Origin of the sequence: Streptomyces huasconensis, from assembly GCF_021028635.1 — a bacterium.
GTDB lineage: Bacteria > Actinomycetota > Actinomycetes > Streptomycetales > Streptomycetaceae > Streptomyces > Streptomyces huasconensis.
Window position 1 is genome coordinate 33858 of record NZ_CP086119.1, and the last position, 17652, is coordinate 51509.

Here is a 17652-nt window from a genome sequence, read left to right on the forward strand (position 1 = left end):
GCCCATGCCTCCCCGCCACGGGCCAGCCCAGCCCCCTGCCCGTGCCGACGGGCGCTGCTCCATGACCGTGCTCCATGCCCCGCCTTCACCCCCCACACACACCAAAGGACGATGCCGGTGCAACCCTCCGCCTCCACGCTTGTTCGTATCCCTCCCGTGGCGAGGGAACTGACCGGCTCCTGGTTCCGGAGGATGGCCGCCCCTTACGGTCTGCCCGCGCAGGACTTGCTGCGGGGCATCCTGAGCGGCGCGCACCGGGTGCAGGTGAGGGGCACCCCGGGCAAGGGACTGGAACTGTTCCTCAACACACCCGCGCGAACAGCCCTGGCCCGCTCCACCGGTCTTCCCCTGACCCGGCTCACCCGCCTGCTGCCCTCTCTCGCCGCCCCACACGGACGGCTCGCAGATGACGAGAACCTGCGGGCGGCCTGGTACATGCCAGGCGAGGCATGGGTGGGGACCTGTCCTGCGTGTACCGGGCGGGCCTGGCGGCCCGGACGACCGGTGCTGGTGTACCCGGGAACGGCCGGGCACGTCTGCCGACGTCACCGGCGCTGGCTCCTCGCACATCCCGGGAGGCCGGCGAGCATTCCGCTGGAGACTCTGCCCGAGGTCCTCACCGCTCACCGACACCACTCCGCGCTCGCACGGGCCCATCCGCACGCGGCGGACGTGGTTGCCCTCGCCGCGGCGGTGGTGTGGTCGTGGCAAGTACAAGGGTGGAGATCCGAGACGGTCTGGCAAGACCGTGTACACCGGCTGGCCGCAGCCACGGGATCCATACCGACGGCGGTGGTACCACACGCGCTGGTGTCCTACCCCGAGACGATCGCCGTGGCCCGGCTGCTCGGCGCTCGGCACTGGCAGCAGCAGTTGCGCCAAACCGCCGCAGCCAAAGGGGTAGGCGCCGCAAGAGAATTGCTGCTCCAGGAAATCAGCCGCCGGGCCGACAGGCCATGGCTCGCGGACTGGCTGATCGCCTACACCCGCACCAGGCCCAGGACAGCCGCACAAACCGATCCCCTCGAACAGTGGCTGCGCAGGCTCACCGCTGCGGACAGCCCCGAAAGCAACGGCTTGTGGGCGGTGCACGGGACAGCTGTACGGCCCAGCGAATACAGCCACCGCGTCGGCTTCCTCACCGACCGCCGCCCCCGCAGCCTCTGCGAAGAGGCCGGGGCGGCCTTCCTCACCGGTGGCTGGGAACCGGTGCCCTTGCCACGGCCCGAGCCGGCGCCCTGCCCGTGACATCTCCTCAGCGGAGCGGTCGCCCCGTCGGCCTGCTCGGTGACTCGTCCATTGTCTCTATCAGCGATTTCAAGGAGCTGTGCCTCATGTGGCTTTCACTCCAGGCAGCACACCAAAGGCTTGCCGACCTCACCCACCACACGGCAGTCCCCGCCTATCTGGATCATGTGAACCGCTACACGTTCTCCGCTACCAGCCACGTGCTCATCGGTGATATGGCCGTGCCCGGCTACAAGTACCGGCAGCAATGGCGCTTCCTTGACCGGGACATCCAGAAGTCCGGCAAGCGGCTCGCCGGACTCGAGATCGACCCCGGCGACCTGGTCGACGCCGGTCTGGAGGCCAGCGAGCCGCACACCTGGCGCTCTCGCGTCTGGCAGTGGATCTCTCAGGCCACCTATGAGTCCGAGCTTCCTCGGATGCAGGGCCCTGGTGTCCTATCCAAGAATTTCACCGGGCAGCAGCTGCCCGAAGCTTTCACTCAGCGGACCATCGCGAGCACCCGGCCGTTGCCGCTGATGGTCTGGTCGGGGAAGGAGTGGCTGGTTCCTCGCGCCTATGCTGCTGTGCTGGACCGGGCCGAGGAGGTCGAAGCCGGCCTCGCAGCGCAGGACGACGTGTGCAGCGGCTGCGGAACGCCGGCCGGCAGCAAGCAGTGGCGTTCCTCCAGCGCCTCAGGATTCGTCGTCCTGTGCCCGTCGTGTGCTGCCCAGGCCGCCAGGCCCTACACCGGCCATCTGCGAGGCCGCCAGTACACGAAGGCGTTCGCCAAACGCTCTCCCGCCGAGGCTTTCCTGTGCCGGATGTGTCCTGAGCCTCGGCGAGCCCTGTACTGGGACCATTGCCATTCCCACGGTCTGTTCCGCGGGCCGTTGTGCGTGAAGTGCAACAACTCCGAGGGCACTCGTGGGTTCATCGACCGTCCTGGAGCGGTCGATCACCTTCTGCAGTGCACGGACTGCCGCGCTCAGCGGACCCTCCCCCTTCAGCACCACGCCGACATCGTCCGCTGCCTTGCCGTATTCGAACCACACGCGGCATGCACGCACGAGCTGTCCTGGAGGTGGTTCTACGTCGAGGACGACGGATCGGTTTTGGCCCGGTTCCAGTGCTATCAGCATCAGCCAGAGCTTGTATGGTCCGTCACCGTCCCATCGGACGAAGTGAAGCTTCTCGTACGCCAATTCATCGACGAAGTCATCGGCCCCGGCCTGTAGCAGGGACGTCGGGCATGTTGTTCGCGGCCGCCACCGGAGGCGTCTGGAAGTGGCGCACGTCCAGCAACAGCGGCTACACCGCCCTGTGCCCTACGTGCGCCTCCTCCATCGCCCACCCCTCAGGTGATTGGCCCCGCAGTCGGTGCACAGGTCTCCACTCCTGTTTCTGCAGCCGACGTATCGACCGCCGTCGTACTCGTAGCGTCACTTCTCGATCCCTGGATCGTCACAAGCCATATTCAGTCTCACTTGCGTCAAGATCGTCTCTACTTGGCCCAGCTCAACGAGTACACCCATGGGCGGTCACACGGTCTCGGGGCTGGATCCGAGGTCCTGGGATGGTTCGCCGGAACCCCATCCTGAGCAAGCCGGACAATCCCGCGTAACTCTGTCTCGCAGCCTGTACACCGCAGGCGATACTGCCGAGGGTGCGTGGAGCCAGCAGGACAAGGAGCAATGATGAGCGAGCGGACCATCCACCTCGATGCCGACCAGCGTGACTGGCGCTGCCGCAAGATCCGTATCCGGGCACATCGCTGGTACGCCCGGGTCGAACTCGAGCGTGACGGGTACGTGGACGCCGTGTCCTCACGAGGCGACACCGCAGAGTTGCCCACTGCGTACACCGATGTTGTCGAGAAGGTTCAGGACGCGGCCGTCGACCGCCTCTGGTACGACGGCTACCCGGGCAGCTTCACCTGGAGCAACGGGAGTCGCTGGGTCACTTTACCCGTTCCGTTCACGGAGGTTGAGGCTGCGGTCGGAGCGCTGCGTGAGGCGGAACTCCAAAACGACTACAGCGGGCTTGCGGCACTGGCCGGTCGGCTGACGCTGCCTATAGAGGACTGGCTGGCTCCGGGCGAGCGGGAGTTGCTGCGTGGAGTGGACTTCCATTCGCCGCCTGCCGTGTTTCTGCGGTTCCTGCGGGGCAAGGCCAGGAGCAGCGGGCTGCGTCTCAATGGCCGGGCTACGGCTGGGAGTGTGTGGGTGCGCCCCACACTGCCGACGGCCGAGAAGCAGCTGCGGGAGATGTTCCCTGAGCAGTATCCGGGTTGGGTGGACCGGTGGAGCGGTCATGTCGACTCGGGCGACACGCTGCACCGGCCCTGGGTGGGAGGCCGCGACCAGGACCTCAGTCAGCATGCCGCCCCCGTCCAGTTCCGCCTGCTGCAGCTTTCACTCGATCATGAGTGCCGGTGCGGGTACCGGGGGCAGAGCGGCAATGACGGCCGTGAGCACGCCGGCCACCACGCGACATGGGCGCTTGGTGTGCGGGTTCCCAAGAACCTCTCCTGGCCGGGTGACCTGGCCGTGGTGACGGCTCAGTCCCCCATCGCGTGGCGCAGGCTCGCCTACAAGGTGGCGGGGATGCCGCAGAGGGAGAATCACTACGACTTCCGCTCCTGGTCTCACCTCGGCGAGCCCGAAGAAACAGAAGACAACGTTCGGGCGTACTTGCTGAAATCGAACGGGCACGTTGTCGGCTACTTAGCAGCCCATGACACCGGTCACCATCGGCCCTGGGACCTCGTCGACGAATCCCCGCTCGGCGACGCAGACGACACCCTGCGGCCGCGGATCGACCTGATCTGGGTGGCGGCCAACTATCGGCGCCAAGGGGTGGGTGCCATGCTCGTCCAGGCGCTCGCCGACGACTTCGGCTCCCCCGTCGCTGAGGTGTCCTGGTCTACGCCGATCAGCCGGTCAGGGCTGCAGCTCGCGCGCCGCCTCTCGCCCGACGGCATCTGGGTGGGCTGAACCGCGCTGGCGAGCGCGTGACGGCGAAACCCAGGAGGCGCCTACTTGTTAGTTCTGCTGCTGGTCATGGTGTCGGTGGGGGAACGTAGGCTCTGCTGTTTCTCGTGGGGCTCCACGGGGCTGGTGCATCACAGACAAGGGGGCGGATCGGTTGTCCGGGGAACACGGGGAGGCGCAGTCGGTGGAGGAGAGGCTGCGGGAGTCGGTGGCCTGGGGGCGGCAGAGGCTGGAGGAGATGGAGGTCTTCGCAGCCGAAGACGGTCTGCGATGGGCTGCTGCTCATGGGCTGGTTCTGTCGGTGTGGCGGAACGGGCCGATCGAGGACGCGCACGCCGCACGGCCCACCAGCCGCCGCAAAGGCCTCTCGGACGGGGCGATGTTCGCCCGGAACACATGGCTCACGCGGCAGGCGTTCGATGTCCTGGGATCGGACGACCGGTACCGGCTGTACAAGCTGGAGGATCTGATTCTGGACCGTGAAACTGTCTGGCCGGGGTGTGGCGGAACGCTCACGGACTTCGGGTGGGGGTTCCTCGGGGAGATCCAGAAGCATGTGAAGAAACGAATCGACCAACTCGCCTACGTCGAAAAGGAAGCGGGGCCGGAAGACTTCCTGGTCTTCGCCGGCGCTCCCCAGATCGGCACGCATACCGATCACTACGGGATGCCGCTGTGGCCAGCATGCGTGGAAGCGGCCCTGCACCGGTTGCGGGGCGGGGACGCGGAGTTCTGGCGTGAGTGGGGTGAGCTGATGGAACGTGTCGGACCGGCCCCGGACAGCATCACCGCAGATCTCGAAACGGCAGGCAAACTCATGCTGGAATCTCCCTGGGAGCTCGGTTCCGAGGTTCTGGGCTGGTTCGCCTGGAACCCCATCCTGAGCAAGCCGGACACGACAGCCTAGCCATCTCCGCAACCAGCCCGGATTCTGACGGCGGCTACGCGCCTCCGTCAGAATCCGGGCACGGTCGGAAGTCTCATGCGCTCACGCACACCGGCGCACGGTGCCTGTCGTCGAGAACTCGTCCTCGTCTATCGCCATGCTTCCGGATCCGCCTTGACCGCGTCCCGAGCCGCCTGCAGGAATGCCTCTGTCTGCCGCTGAACGGAGCCCGGTCCCAGCGCGCTCAACGCCGCCTCGCCCCCAACCGCGGCCATGCGCTGATGCATCTCCACAGATGCCGACATGGAGTCCACCTCCAGGGCGTCCGTGAACTCCGCGGGCACGTCGCGCACGTCCTGGATCACCAGAACGAGCCGCTCCCGGGCGTAGCCTACGGTGCGGACCCGCCATCCGAGTTGGCGTGCCGCACGCCGCATCGCGGCACGGATCAGTTCCATACCTCCCAGCGCCTGGGCGTCCGCAGGGTGAAGACGGGCCTCCAGAGTCCCGCCGTAGCCGCCGGCCCCTTCGGGGCAGCTGGCCTGAAGCACCGGCGTCAACGCTACGGCCAGAGCAACACACCGCGGGTCCTTCGACAGAGCAGGCCGTTTGACCGGCACGGGTTCGGCTGTCTCCGTTGCGACGGCGGCCGGCTCGGCTCCGGAAGGGGTCCGCTTCGGCACCAGGTCGCCAAGGTTCTGCCGCAGGACGACCAAGGCCAGCTGCATGCCGGCATCGTCGAGCCGGGTCGGGAGAAGTCCCGCCTCGCTGCAAGCGATCACATGACTCAGAGCCTTCTGATAGGCCATGGGCTGGGCAGAGGCGAAGGCCCGGGCCAGGCGCGTGCGGTGAATACGACCGGACATCACGATCCCATCAAGGCCCGCACCATCGGATACACCCCACCGCACTCCGTACCCAGCAGGCCGTGGACGTGAAAGGTCAGATCCGAGCCGGAGTACATCACTGTGGTCCTGGCGGCGGCCGGGTTCACCCAAGGCGGTGGCCCTACGGGGTGGCATGCGCCCACAAGCGCAAAGCCAGTATGCCACCCCGGCTTCCCCTGCCGGGTCGATGGGCGCGCAGCGTTGTCTGGTGCTGATCTCGCGCGCCCAGGGCGGGACTCACGTTGTGACGTGGTGGACGGTCGGCACGTGTCCTTGGGGGTTGGTTTGCCGTTGCAGCAGCAGGGGGCTGAGCGAATGGGCAGGCGCATGTCGTACGGATACGGTGGCGGGCGGTCCTGGCCGAGATCCAGACCCGGCGGCGGGCTGAGGAGGACGCGGCCCGCGCGTACCGTGCGGCTGCGGCTGGCCGTGCCACGGCTGGTCGCTGGCAGGAGGCGTTCGAGGCTCCGGCGGTCCGGTTCGGGCGGCGGCTGAGCGTGGTGGCGCCGAGCACCGTGACGGTGGCCGGCGGTGTTCGCGCGGTCTCGGATGTGCCGGTCCAGAGTTTCGGCGAAAGCCTCGCACGCCGAGGAGGTCAGCAGGTGCTGCCAGCATGGCGCAGCGGCCGCAACACGCCAGGACCCTCGCAAGGGAGAGTCGCGGTGCCTCGGTCGGGGCTGCCGGGAGCGCGGCGGGCCGTACAACTGCCGGGCCGGGGCATGTCTCACACTGTCGAGGAGATGTGCGATCCGGACCAGGCATCCAGAATTCCGGCGACGCGGCCAGTGTGGCTCGCGAGACCTTCGTGCAGAAGGCGGGCGTCCGCCTCGGAGAAGTATGCGTCCAGCAGCCCGTAGAGCGGTTGGTGGAGCGACAGTTGCTCGTGCACGTTCCGTAGCGGCACGTAGTGGACCAGGGTGTTCCTGAAGCCGCCGTGGGCTTTCAGGATCAGACCCGTCATGGGGGCGTCGAGGATCTCATTCAGCACAGAGCGGTCGGGCAATCGAAGGCTGGCTCCGTACTGCTCATTGAGCTTGCTGAGACTGGAGAGCACATGGTGGAGCGTGATGTAGCGCAGTTTCCACAAGCTGACCGCTGAAGACTGCTCGGGCTCCTCGGCCAGGAGGATATCAAGGGTGTTCAGCGCGCAGGTCATGGCGGTCAGGGAGGCCTTGACCTCCTCAGGCAGAGAGGGGGCGAAGCCTCCCCGGTAGTGCTTCTTCGCCCGGACATTGTTCGCTGTCAGGTCCGGCTCGGCCACCGTGTCGAGGAAGGAAGGGCCTTGCCAAGGGAATCCGTCGGCCATGGTACTCACGTAGCGGCTCTGTTCCACTGCGATGTCGTATAGCACCGGGCCCAGTACTTCGGGTTTGAGGGACCGGGGGGGAAGGGCGAGGAAGAAGCTGACTGTGTGGGAGGTGGAGATGAGCTTGCCGCGGAAGCGCCAGAGGGCGAGGTCTGTCTCCAGTGGTCGCGCCAGCGGCAGCCACGTGTTGTTGAGATGCTCATGCCGGTGCTGCTCGATGATGCGCCGGAACTCAGCGCTCACCGCCACTGGCGTCTTGGCCTTGTCGTCGTAGAGCTTGACCGAGTTCCGTGCGCGCTCGATCGCCGGGGCGTGGTTGTAGGCGAGTGCGGCCGCGAGGTCGGGATCGATACGGCGGAGAGCCTTGTGGGACTCGTGGATGATCAGGCACATGTAGTTGTACAGGCAGAAGATCGGGACGACGGCCCGGTCTTGTGAGGTGGCGACCGCTTGGAAGAATCGTCGCAGGAACATGAGGTCCTGCGCGATCAGCTGCAGGGCGATGTCGTTGCCGGACGGGCGCGTGGTCATGAGTGCGCTGTACTCCCATTGCGTGTCGGGGGTCGCCTTCTACGGCATGCCAGAACCCACGCAGTCGAGAGCCAAGCAGTCGTTCCGAGGCATCGTGTCAGCAGTCCATGCCGGCGTACACCTGGTTTCTCGCGAGCATGAGTGGTGGCTGGTGAGGAGTTCGCCCCAGTGCACGGGCGGAGTGATGAAGTACTCCAGCCAGGTGGGGGTGTCTCTCACAACGCAGGCCGTCGGCCAGGTGTGGCCATCGATGTTGTCGAGGTTAGGGCTCCTCCTCCGGCAGTGACGTGCCGATGCAGGCCAGCTGGGGCACCCTCCGACCACCGAGACCCCTTACTCAAAACTACTTCTCGCACGCTCCGCGCCCGCAAGGACTGCCCTACGGCGCCGCGGTACTCATCCAGTGGCTTCTGCCGGCACCACCGCCCCGCCGGACGAAGAAACTGCGTCCCGTACACCGTGCCTCCCTGGCCCCCCACAACGTGCCAGCCGGCTGCGATGCGGTTTCGACCACTACACCGACGGCTCGGTAAAGCTGCGCAGCGTCCGCTCTCTGTGAGCAACACAGGCTGTACCAGCTCACAGGTCACAGAACGCAGGCCAACGGCACCACGTGTAACTCCATCGAAGGCCAGTCGAGGCCACCGCCAAGAACTCCTACCTAGGGGGTGCGCTCACAGACGTTGAGCAATGCCCAGCTCGGATTCCCCCACCTGCTCACCTTCACCCGAGCCGCCACAGCGGGCGCCGCGTCCGCCGCCGACATCGACGCGCTGTGCGAGCAGGGGCTGGGACATGCCGTGGGGCCGCTGCGCGCGGCTGATCGTGTGGGGCTCGACGTGGTGCACCAGGCACTCAGCCACCGTAGCCACACGGGCGGTGGAGGCGCCTTCGCCCCGCCGCCCGTGCTGACAGAGCTGGTCCGTGCCGGCCGTCTGGGACGCAAGTCGGGCAGTGGCTTCCACGACTACACCGCCACCGGTCCTGTCGCAGCAGCGCATGCCGCGTCCCCGCCAATCCCAGGAGATGTCTCCGCCCTTCCGGCAGAAGGCCCCGGTCGCCGATGAGCGAGGACACCCGCTACGACGCGGAGCGCATCCGGCGCCTGCTGGCGATGGACGGACTGGCCATGGTCTCCTCACTGATCGCTGACGGTGTGCCGCACTCACCGTTCACTGCCGGACTGTCGATGACGGTGACGGACGTCCGTCGTGGCCGGGTGGAGATGACGCTCGTGGCGCAGGAGCGGCACACCACGCATTCCGGGATCGTGCACGGCGGAGTCCTTGCCACGCTGTGCGATTCCGCCTGCGGCTACGCGGTGCAGTCCCTGCTGCCCGCGGGCCAGTACGCCCTCGGTGCCGACCTTCACCTGCGCTTCCTGCGGCCTGCCCGCACCGGTCCCGAACCGCTGCGGTGCATCGCCACGGCACGGCAACCGGTGGGGTCGAGCATCTTGGCCGAGGCCGAACTACTGGGGCCGCAAGGGGCCCTGCTGGCCCACGCGACCGCCACCATCCTGCCCCGCCATCCGGGGACGAACCCGGCCTGAGGGCCGCCGCCCCTGAGCCGAAGGATTCCCTGAAGTGACCACAGACGCCCTCCCCTTCCCGTACGCCGTCACCGGATCAGCAGTGGAACTCAGCGACCCTGTGCCGATTGCCGCATGGGCCGAGCAAGCGAAGATCCCCCACCGCAAGCACCCCGGCACCACCCTCGACGGTGCTCAGATCGAGGGAATGCTGGGAGTGCGGTCCAAGAGTTGGGACCGCGAACGCTTCGCCGGTCTCGGCGCGGTCAGTGACACCGCACGCGAGGTACTGGCAGCGACCGCGGCGGCACCCGCCGATCTAGACGCCGTGTTCGTCGTCACCTGCTCGCCACACCAGGTGATGATGGACCAGGACGCCTTCACCCTGATGCGCACCCTCGGCATCCCTGACCACATCCCGCCCCTGCAACTGGGCGCGGGCTGCGCCGGAGTGGCCCGAGCAGCCGCCCTCCTGGCCCGCTCCAAGGCCGACCGCGCCCTGATCCTGGCCTACAACCTCGCCAGCACTCACACCACCGACGCCGAAGGACAGGTCCGCCCCCATTACCTGCACAACGACCGCCACCCCTACGGGGCAGGTCTGTGGTCCTCACCCGCCCTCTTCTCCGACGCGGCCGCGGCGATGGTGCTGGAACGCGACGAGAACGCCGACGGCGTCCTGATCTATTCGCGTGACAGCCAGCACTTCGGTGACGGCCCGGGCCTGAGCGACCCGCTGGTGCACTACCCCGGGGGCGGCGCGGGCATCCCGCCGGGCGATGAGGCGGCAGCCGACATGTCCTGCTACGGAATGAACGCCAAAGACATCCGCCCCTACTACACCAAAGCCATGACTCTCAACCACCACGACCTCGAACACGCCCGGCCCGGTTATCTCGACCAGGTCCGACGCCTCTACACCCACCAGGCCAATCCTGCACTCGTCGCCACGTTCCACGACTGGCTCGGCCTGGGGCCGGACAAAGCGCCGAGCAACGCCGCGCGGCTGGGCAACACCGTCTCGCCCTCCACCATCGCGCTTCTCCAGGAGGACTGCGCCAACAGCGCTGTAGAGGACGGAGACCTCGTGTGCTTCTCTGTGGTGGGCTCCGGGCCTGAACGCGGGGCCTTTCTCGCTCCGGTCCGCCTGTCGGCACCGGCGCGCTGAGAGGTCTTTCTCAGCTGATCTGCTCCGCCTCGTCCATCTCGCGACTATCGCGCCACGCGGCGCTGCTCCGCCGGTCCGGGTAGTCCCACAGTTTTGCGACAGGCCGTGCCTGGGTGGTGCCGGGCGAGCGCGGCGCACAGCTCGGCGAGCGTCTGCGGGCCCTCGTGCGCCTGAAACGCACCGCCCGGCTGACGTGGCACCGATAGCGTCTGGGGCTCGGGCCTGCGCCGTACGCAGATGGCATAGTTCCGTGGCACGGACAACAGGTCTGCGTCCGACCGCACGCGCGTTCCAGCTTCCGTCCACGGAGTGGTCCGCCATTGAGCGTCTGTATGGACGCCTACGCGGTGATCTTGGCTCCGGATGGTCAAAGGTGGTGTGGGGACGGGAGATCGTCAGCGAGCGGGCGCACGGGGTGTCTACCGGTGGGGCGGTGATGCCCGGCAACCCGCGGCGCTGTCTCTGGCTGTGCGGCCCTTGACCCCGTTCGCCCTGGCCGAGGCGCTCCGCTCCGCAGATCGCGCTGATACGCCGTTCACGAGGACGGCTGCGGGCGTGGGAGGGGTCCCAATGCGGTGCCGAGCGCATGTGCGGCCCGCAGAACGAGGGCGTCGTGGTGACGGGCCCCGATGAGTTGCAGGCCGATGGGGAGACCTTCGTCGTCGAGGCCGCAGGGCAGGGTCGCGGCAGGCTGTTGGGTGAGGTTGAAGGGGTAGGTGAAGGGGGTCCAGCCCAGCCAGTCGGCGTGCTCGGTGCGCTGTGGCACGTCCGTGCCGGTTTCGAAGGCGGTCAGGGGCATGGTGGGGGTGACCAGCAGGTCGTATGTGGTGTGGAAGTGACCCATGCGGTGGCCCAGGTCGTGGCGGGCTTCTTCCGCTTCGAGGTGGTCGAGCGCGCTGAGGCCCGCGCCGCGTTCGGCCGCCTCACGCAGCCCCGGATCGAGCAGGGCACGCCGTTCGTCGTCCAGGTGGCGTGTGGCCCGCGCCGAGAAGCCTGACCACAGCGTGCGGAACGCGTCCTCCACGTCCGGGATGCCGGGGTCGGTCTCCTCGACCTGTGCACCGAGACCCGCCAGGTGTTCCACCGCGCTGCGGACTGCCAAGGCGACCGTCGGATCCACCGCCGCCTTGCCCCCCAGCGAGGGTGAGTAGGCGATCCGCAGACCCTGCACACCCCGGTCCAGGCAACCCGACACGGGCGGAACAGGGCCCATCTGGGTGCCGTCGCGCCAGTCCTCGCCGCTGATCGCGTCCAGGAGAAGCGCCGCGTCCGCCGCGTCGCGTGCCATCGGTCCCAGGTGTGCCAGAGCGCCGTAGGGGCTGTGCGGGTGGATCGGGACCCGTCCATAGGTCGGTTTGAGTCCAAGGACACCGCAGAAGGAGGCGGGGATGCGGATCGATCCGCCGGCGTCCGTACCCACCGACAAAGGACCCGCGCCCAGCGCGACGGCGGCACCGCTGCCCCCGCTGGAGCCACCGGATGTACGTGTCAGGTCATAGGGGTTGCGGGTGAGACCGGTCAGCGGCGAGTCGGTGACCGGCTTCCAGCCGAACTCGGACGTCGTCGTCTTTCCCAGCAGCACCGCCCCCTGGGCACGCAGCCGTGTCACACAGGGAGCGTCCTCGTCCCATACCTGCTGCGGGGAAAGGGTGCGCGAGCCGCGCAGGGTCGGGCCGCCCGCCTGAAGCAGCAGGTCCTTGACCGAGACGGGCACTCCGTCGAGCAGCCCCTGCGGCTCGCCCTTGCGCCAGCGTTGCGTGGACGCCACAGCCATGCCCAGGGCTGCCTCGGCGTCCACCCGCACGAACGCGTTGACCAGCGGCTGCATGCGCTCCATCCGGTCCAGGACCGCGCGGGTCACCTCAAGGGGGGAGAAGTCGCCGCGCCTATACCCGGCCAGCAGCTCGTGGGCCCTCAGGTCGGTCAGCTGTGTCGGCTCACTCATGTGACGAGAGGTACCACGTGGCACGGCCGCGTACGCTCCGCCGGGCGTGGCCACCCGGCGCCGTGTCAGTCTCCGGCCCCCCCCCGGCCGACGCCGCACCGGTGTGCGAGAGCCTGTCCGAGGCGGCCATGACTGTCGGTCATCTTCCTCGGGACATCGCAGACGTCGAGTCGCGGAAGATCTTCTCGCGGGTCCGAGCCGCCACGAATGCCCCTCGTGGCCCGGTCCAGCATGAAGTCACAGTCCTTCGGCGGCATGCCCTGTGGTTGAGCCGCCCAGGTGGTTTCTACGGTGTCTGCGGCCGGCCCCGCATCCTCCGGCGCGGGCGGGTTGTTAGCAGGGCCCGCTGTCTGGTTCGGGTGGCGGCTGCAACGGGTGCGTGGAGGTTGTCGGATGGGTGTGTCACGGCGTGCGCTGCTGCTTGCCGGCGCGGGAACAGCTGCCGCAACGACGGCGGGTGCGGCCGGGGCTGCGAGCCGTTCCCTCGCGGCTCCGGCTGCCGAGGGGGCGGGGCGTTCCGCCGGGGCGGAGCAGGCCACGGAGGACGACCTCTCGGACCGCTATCCGGATGAGCGCGGCTGGGTCAATGACCGCATCCGGCGGATCAGGGCTCTTACGTACGAGCCGACGCCGATGCTGGAGCTGGAGTTGCCGGGGCGCCTGCGTGGATCGCGGCTGCTGGTGAAGAACGAGTCGGTGCACCCCTCGGGGAGTCATAAGCACCGATTGGCCGAGGCGCTGTTCCTCAACGCGCTGGCCAACGGGTGGCTCAAGCGCGACAGCCCGGTCGTGGAGGCCTCCAGCGGGTCGACGGCCATCTCTGAGGCGTGGTTCAGCAAGTTGCTCGGCATCAAGTTCGTCGCTGTGGTGCCCTCGGGCACCACAGCGGAGAAGAAGCAGGCGATTCGCGAACTGGGGGGCGAGATCGTCGAGGCGACCGGCGCGACCATCTCCGAGCGGGCCAGGCAGGTGGCCCGCGATCGTCGCGGTCACTTCATGGACCAGTTCACCTACGCCGAGCGCGCCTACGACTGGCGCGGTGACCACGGAATGGCGGGCGAGATCCTCAGCGAGACGGACCCGGACTGGTTCGTCATGGGAGCCGGGACCGGCGGCACCGCGGCCTCGCTGGCCCGCTACGCGCGCTACACCGGGCACCGGGTGCGGGTGTGCGTCACCGACCCCGAGGGCTCCGCGTTCTTCCCCGGCTGGCGGGACAACAACCGTAAAGCGACGGCGAAGGGCTCTCGCATCGAGGGCATCGGCCGGCCCACCGTCGAACCTTCTTTCCTCTTCCCGCTGGTCAACCGGATGATCCGGGTTCCGGACCCCTGCTCCATCGCCACCATGCGCGTGGCCCGGGAGCGGCTCGGCCTCGCTCCCGGAGGCTCCACCGGCACCGGGCTGTACGGCGCTCTGAAGGTCCTGCGCGGACTGCACCGGCGCCACGAGAGCGGCACGGTCGTCACGGTGCTCTGCGATTCCGGCCAGCGCTACCTCGACACCTACTACAACGACGCATGGCTCAAACAGCAGGGAATCGACTTCCGTCCCTGGATGGACACCGTCGAGCGCTTCCTCGACACCGGTGACTGGACCCCGCCCAGATCCTGGAAGAAGCCCTCCGCGCCGCGCGGCCTCATGTGGAACATGTGACAGGCCCAGCCGTAAGCGCTCCGGGTACGGGTCACGGTGGGTGTAAGCACCACCATCGCGGCGTCGATGCCGCACGGAGGGCGAACTGCCGCCTCACGAGCGGTCACCCAGGACCGTATGGTCGGCCTGGTGCCGGTCGTGGTTGTGGTCTGCCGGGTGGTGAGGGTGATCGCTCCATGCCGCAGCCATGCCGTTGAGCTCTTGGCTTGTCATTTATGGTCCGACGTTGCACGCGACTCTAACTTGATCGGTGTTTTGGCAGTTCAGCGGACATGTAGGCGGCCTCCGTCTGATCCTGTGCTCCGTCGGTCGGGGCTTCTGCCCGGGTGGGTGCGCCGCCTCGCCGGACCATGTGACCAGAGTGCTCCAACGGCTGCGCCGCATCGGGCGCTCACGGCCGTCGGTGTCCTTCGCCCGGTGGCGCGGAGGAAGCGAGCGTACTTCGCCAGCTTGCCGGCGAGTTCCTCGGCCGTCTCGTGGCAGTTGTCGGCCTCGATGAACAGCAGCGGCACCCGGTCCTGCGGAGCGGTCACGACGGTGCCGGCCTGACCGCCGCCCTTGCCGGGCTTTCCACATGCCGGTGGCGGGCAGCGGTACTTCGGTCCGTACACGCGGTGCCGTTGGAGTGGCGCAGTAGTGGGAGGTGGCGCAGTACCTGGCCGACCAGTTGGGGTCGGGGCGTCTCGGTGCTGGCGGGGTACGGCGAGCGGGACGGTGGGGCCCGCTCACAGGCCGGGATGCAGCAGGACTGCGGTTGGAGCTGGGCGGTATGGCGCCAGACTCTCGGGGGCCGCAGCCGGGCACCTGGGCGCAGCTCCTCCCCGAGCAGCAGGAACGACTGACCAGGCTGGGCGTCAAGCCGCTTGAGGAGCCGTCTGCCGCCCGGCGGCCGAGCGCGCGGTGAGGACGCGCATGCCGAGCGCGTGCACCTTGACGATGGCGCCACGGTGGACTGGAACAGCCTCTACGGCTTCCCCGGCGAACGCGAGCAGGACTGCCGGCCCATCCTTCAGCAGATGCCGGCCCTGGCCCACCTCCAGCCGCCCGCGGACGCCACCCGTTGTCGCGCTGGAGCGGTTCAGCCCCTACTTCGAGCGCCCGGAACTCGGCTTCCCCCACCGCACCCCCGCCAGCCTCTACCAGCACGTCTACGACCTGCCCGAGGCCGAACCCGCCGCTGTCGCCTACCTCTTCGACACGCCCGCACAGGGCATCACCGGCCGGACCGAAGCAACGCTCCACGAGTGCGTGCGGCAGTGGCGAGCCGCCCTCCCCCCACTCAAGCCTGCTGCTCGCCGGCCAGGACACCGACCGGTACGTCATCCACGACCGCCGACACGGATGGCCCGAGCGCGACCACACACTCACCGGCTGGTAGGCCGCGGCCTACCACCTGCTAGAGCCCGGCCGCACACCCGCTGCCCTGACCCGCGCTCTGGCCGACGCCGGTCACCCGGCCCCCGACCAGGACACGAGCGCCTGGCTGCGCCGCATGCTCCGCCACGGCCTGGTCTTCGAAGACGGCAACCAGTACGTCACTCTCGCCCATCCCGCCACACCCGTACGCGTCCGGCCCAACGTCCCCGTCCCCGTCCCCGGAGGGGCCAGCCCATGACCCACTCCTCCCCCAGCCTCGACCACCTCACGGCCATGGCACGCGCCGCCGGCCTCACCGCCCGCCCGCGCCCCGCCGTAGGCCCTCACCGGCACAGCCGGATCTCGGTCGCCGCCGGTATCACCATCGGCACCGGCAGTGCGCCTCCCATCAGGTCGGCGTCGACTGGTCCTGCCCACCCGCCGCCGATCTCACCGGCCCCGCCCTACACCACCTCCCGCCTCCCGCAGCCCCTAACCACGCCAAGGCCCCGGACCCGCACGACACCTGGCGTCAACGCCACCGCTACGGCCTGTGCTACTTCCGCCGCGGCCCCGGCTGCGTGTCCGTCAAGGACTCGCGTGCCCCCGACGCGACTGCCCACTTCACCCTCGACGATCCCGGCCTGCGCACTGGCTTCCTGCACGCGCTGACCCCGCGGCCCGCACACCACCTCACGCCGCGCCAGCGCGAGGCCGCCCGACTCCTTGTGCACGAGAACCTCCTGTGGCAGTCCCCCGGCGGCCACCTCGTCACCCTGCCCACCAGGATGCTGCGCTGGCCCATCCCCGCCACCGCCGCCTGACCGCCACCTGTCAGGCCACCCCCTGTCTTTCGCGTGGATGGCGACGGAGATGGGTAGCTGCCGTGGGGACGGAGCTTGTGCGGTTCGTTCTTGTGAGCCCCCGCCGTATCTCAGAGGGGATACCGGCGCCGCTCTGCCAGCAGCAGAGCAGTGGCCGAACCGGGCCCGACGATCACTACAGTCCGGTCCCATGACGACGATTACGACGCGTCCGGTCGAGTATCCGGCCGACGGCCTGACGATGATCGGGCACCTCGCGCTCCCGGCCGGTGCCGACCGCCGTCCCGCGGTGCTGATCGGACCAGAGGGCATAGGGCTCAGCGATGTCGAGCGCCGCCGGGCCGACGCTCTGGCCGAACTGGGTTGCATAGCGCTGGCCTTCGACCTTCATGGCGGGTGCTATGTGCGCGACCCCGAGGAGATGCTGGCCCGGTGCCTGCCGCTGCTCGCTGATCCCGACCGGATGCGGGAGATCGGCCACGCGGCGCTCGACGTGCTGCGCGCCGAACCGCGGACCGACCCCGACCGGATCGCCGCGATCGGCTACGGCACCGGGGGCGCCATCGCCCTGGAACTCGGGCGCGACGGCGTGGACCTGCGCGCGATCGGGACAGTCAACGCAACGATTACGGGCCGACCGGGCGAGGCAGCACGCATCCGCTGCCCGGTGTGGGCCGGGGTCGGGTCGGAAGACCCGATCATGTCGCCCGCGCAACGGGAGGCGTACACCGCCCAGATGCAGGCCGCGGGCGTCGACTGGCGTCTGACGGTCTACGGCGGCGCCCTGCACGCCTTCCACCACCCACCGGTCGACCACACTGTGCGTCCCGGCGTCGGCTACCACCCGCGGCACGCGCGACGAGCCTGGCGCGACATCCTCGACCTGCTCACCGAGTGCCTGCCCGTGACGGAGGGGCTGGAGGCATGACCGCGGCCACGGCCTGGAACTCGTCCTTCCCTGCCTCCTGGACCAGATGGGCGCAGGATGAACCTAAGTCTCGTAAAACAAAGAAGTCCGTACACGCTGTGCGCGTACGGACTTCTGATCGAGCGCCGGGCAGGCCTTGCACCTGCATTTCCCCGCAGGAAGCGGGGCGTCTTTCCTTGGACCACCAACGCAACGCCGGTACCCCTGTGTTGGGGCGACCAGTTCAAGATCTACTGTATCCCATGATGGGCTGGGTACGGACACCGAGTGGTGCTGGGGTGTGCGGCCGGCAGGGCGGGTGCCGGCGGTCGCCTTCTCCCGGCGTACAACAACCGCTCCTCCGGTCGCGGTTTGCAGCCACACGTACTCCGGCAGCGGCTCGCGGCCGCCCCGGTCGCCGATCGTTCCGATCGG

13 protein-coding genes and 1 pseudogene are annotated in these 17652 nt (G+C 68.6%); 11 read left to right on the forward strand and 3 right to left on the reverse strand.

Annotation, left to right across the window (positions count from 1 at the left end; translation table 11 throughout):
* Nucleotides 1–111 precede the first annotated feature (111 nt).
* From J2N69_RS00150 to J2N69_RS00170, 5 genes and pseudogenes are all read left to right on the forward strand, one after another.
* A pseudogene (locus tag J2N69_RS00150) lies at nt 112–540 on the forward strand (TniQ family protein); the annotation flags it as partial.
* Nucleotides 541–810: 270 nt separating this feature from the next.
* On the forward strand, nt 811–1248 hold the full coding sequence (locus J2N69_RS00155) for a hypothetical protein (RefSeq protein ID WP_230905021.1): 438 nt from the start codon (nt 811–813) through the stop codon (nt 1246–1248).
* Nucleotides 1249–1334: 86 nt separating this feature from the next.
* Nucleotides 1335–2465 (forward strand): endonuclease domain-containing protein, encoded by a 1131-nt coding sequence (locus J2N69_RS00160; protein ID WP_230898833.1) that lies wholly within the window; start codon nt 1335–1337, stop codon nt 2463–2465.
* Between the two features lie 459 nt (nt 2466–2924).
* Nucleotides 2925–4223 carry a GNAT family N-acetyltransferase gene (locus tag J2N69_RS00165; RefSeq protein WP_230898834.1) on the forward strand — a complete coding sequence of 433 codons (1299 nt, stop codon included), beginning with the start codon at nt 2925–2927 and terminating at the stop codon, nt 4221–4223.
* 181 nt (nt 4224–4404) lie between these two features.
* Nucleotides 4405–5127 (forward strand): hypothetical protein, encoded by a 723-nt coding sequence (locus J2N69_RS00170; RefSeq protein ID WP_230898835.1) that lies wholly within the window; start codon nt 4405–4407, stop codon nt 5125–5127.
* Between the two features lie 128 nt (nt 5128–5255).
* Here the strand turns inward: J2N69_RS00170 and J2N69_RS00175 are convergent, their stop codons facing one another.
* On the reverse strand, nt 5256–5972 hold the full coding sequence (locus tag J2N69_RS00175) for a hypothetical protein (RefSeq protein ID WP_230898836.1): 717 nt from the start codon (nt 5970–5972) through the stop codon (nt 5256–5258).
* Nucleotides 5973–6717: 745 nt separating this feature from the next.
* Nucleotides 6718–7830 (reverse strand): hypothetical protein, encoded by a 1113-nt coding sequence (locus J2N69_RS00180; RefSeq protein ID WP_230898837.1) that lies wholly within the window; start codon nt 7828–7830, stop codon nt 6718–6720.
* 668 nt (nt 7831–8498) lie between these two features.
* Between J2N69_RS00180 and J2N69_RS36600 the strand changes: the two genes are divergently transcribed.
* Genes J2N69_RS36600 through J2N69_RS00190 form a run of 3 tightly spaced genes read left to right on the forward strand, consistent with a single transcriptional unit; the run spans nt 8499 to nt 10529 of the window.
* The gene (locus J2N69_RS36600; RefSeq protein WP_408056654.1) at nt 8499–8897 is read left to right on the forward strand and encodes a 3-hydroxyacyl-CoA dehydrogenase family protein; all 399 of its coding nucleotides are present in this window, start codon (nt 8499–8501) and stop codon (nt 8895–8897) included.
* Nucleotides 8894–9382 carry a PaaI family thioesterase gene (locus tag J2N69_RS00185; RefSeq protein WP_230898838.1) on the forward strand — a complete coding sequence of 163 codons (489 nt, stop codon included), beginning with the start codon at nt 8894–8896 and terminating at the stop codon, nt 9380–9382. The genes J2N69_RS36600 and J2N69_RS00185 overlap by 4 nt, the downstream gene beginning before the upstream one ends.
* Before the next feature lie 34 nt (nt 9383–9416).
* Nucleotides 9417–10529, forward strand: a complete 1113-nt coding sequence (locus J2N69_RS00190) for a 3-oxoacyl-[acyl-carrier-protein] synthase III C-terminal domain-containing protein (RefSeq protein WP_230898839.1) — start codon at nt 9417–9419, stop codon at nt 10527–10529.
* A gap of 535 nt (nt 10530–11064) precedes the next feature.
* Here the strand turns inward: J2N69_RS00190 and J2N69_RS00195 are convergent.
* On the reverse strand, nt 11065–12543 hold the full coding sequence (locus J2N69_RS00195; protein WP_408056866.1) for an amidase: 1479 nt from the start codon (nt 12541–12543) through the stop codon (nt 11065–11067).
* A gap of 324 nt (nt 12544–12867) precedes the next feature.
* Between J2N69_RS00195 and J2N69_RS00200 the strand changes: the two genes are divergently transcribed.
* The 3 genes from J2N69_RS00200 to J2N69_RS00210 all read left to right on the forward strand — a co-directional run bounded on the left by J2N69_RS00200 (nt 12868) and on the right by J2N69_RS00210 (nt 17238).
* Entirely contained in the window at nt 12868–14130 is a 1263-nt protein-coding gene (locus J2N69_RS00200; RefSeq protein ID WP_230898841.1) for a PLP-dependent cysteine synthase family protein, read from the forward strand.
* A gap of 1547 nt (nt 14131–15677) precedes the next feature.
* Complete coding sequence (locus J2N69_RS00205; protein ID WP_230904523.1) at nt 15678–16310, forward strand: DUF5825 family protein; 633 nt, start codon at nt 15678–15680, stop codon at nt 16308–16310.
* A 190-nt stretch (nt 16311–16500) separates the two neighbouring features.
* Nucleotides 16501–17238, forward strand: a complete 738-nt coding sequence (locus J2N69_RS00210) for a dienelactone hydrolase family protein (protein ID WP_230898842.1) — start codon at nt 16501–16503, stop codon at nt 17236–17238.
* The last annotated feature ends 414 nt before the right edge of the window (nt 17239–17652 follow it).

Bases quoted from the DNA above. Each gene is read 5' to 3' on its own strand.
- J2N69_RS00175 (WP_230898836.1), bottom strand. From the start codon at position 5,972: ATGTCCGGTCGTATTCACCGCACGCGCCTGGCCCGGGCCTTCGCCTCT.
- J2N69_RS00200 (WP_230898841.1), top strand. From the start codon at position 12,868: ATGGGTGTGTCACGGCGTGCGCTGCTGCTTGCCGGCGCGGGAACAGCT.
- J2N69_RS00180 (WP_230898837.1), bottom strand. From the start codon at position 7,830: ATGACCACGCGCCCGTCCGGCAACGACATCGCCCTGCAGCTGATCGCG.
- J2N69_RS00160 (WP_230898833.1), top strand. From the start codon at position 1,335: ATGTGGCTTTCACTCCAGGCAGCACACCAAAGGCTTGCCGACCTCACC.
- J2N69_RS00185 (WP_230898838.1), top strand. From the start codon at position 8,894: ATGAGCGAGGACACCCGCTACGACGCGGAGCGCATCCGGCGCCTGCTG.
- J2N69_RS00165 (WP_230898834.1), top strand. From the start codon at position 2,925: ATGAGCGAGCGGACCATCCACCTCGATGCCGACCAGCGTGACTGGCGC.
- J2N69_RS00210 (WP_230898842.1), top strand. From the start codon at position 16,501: ATGACGACGATTACGACGCGTCCGGTCGAGTATCCGGCCGACGGCCTG.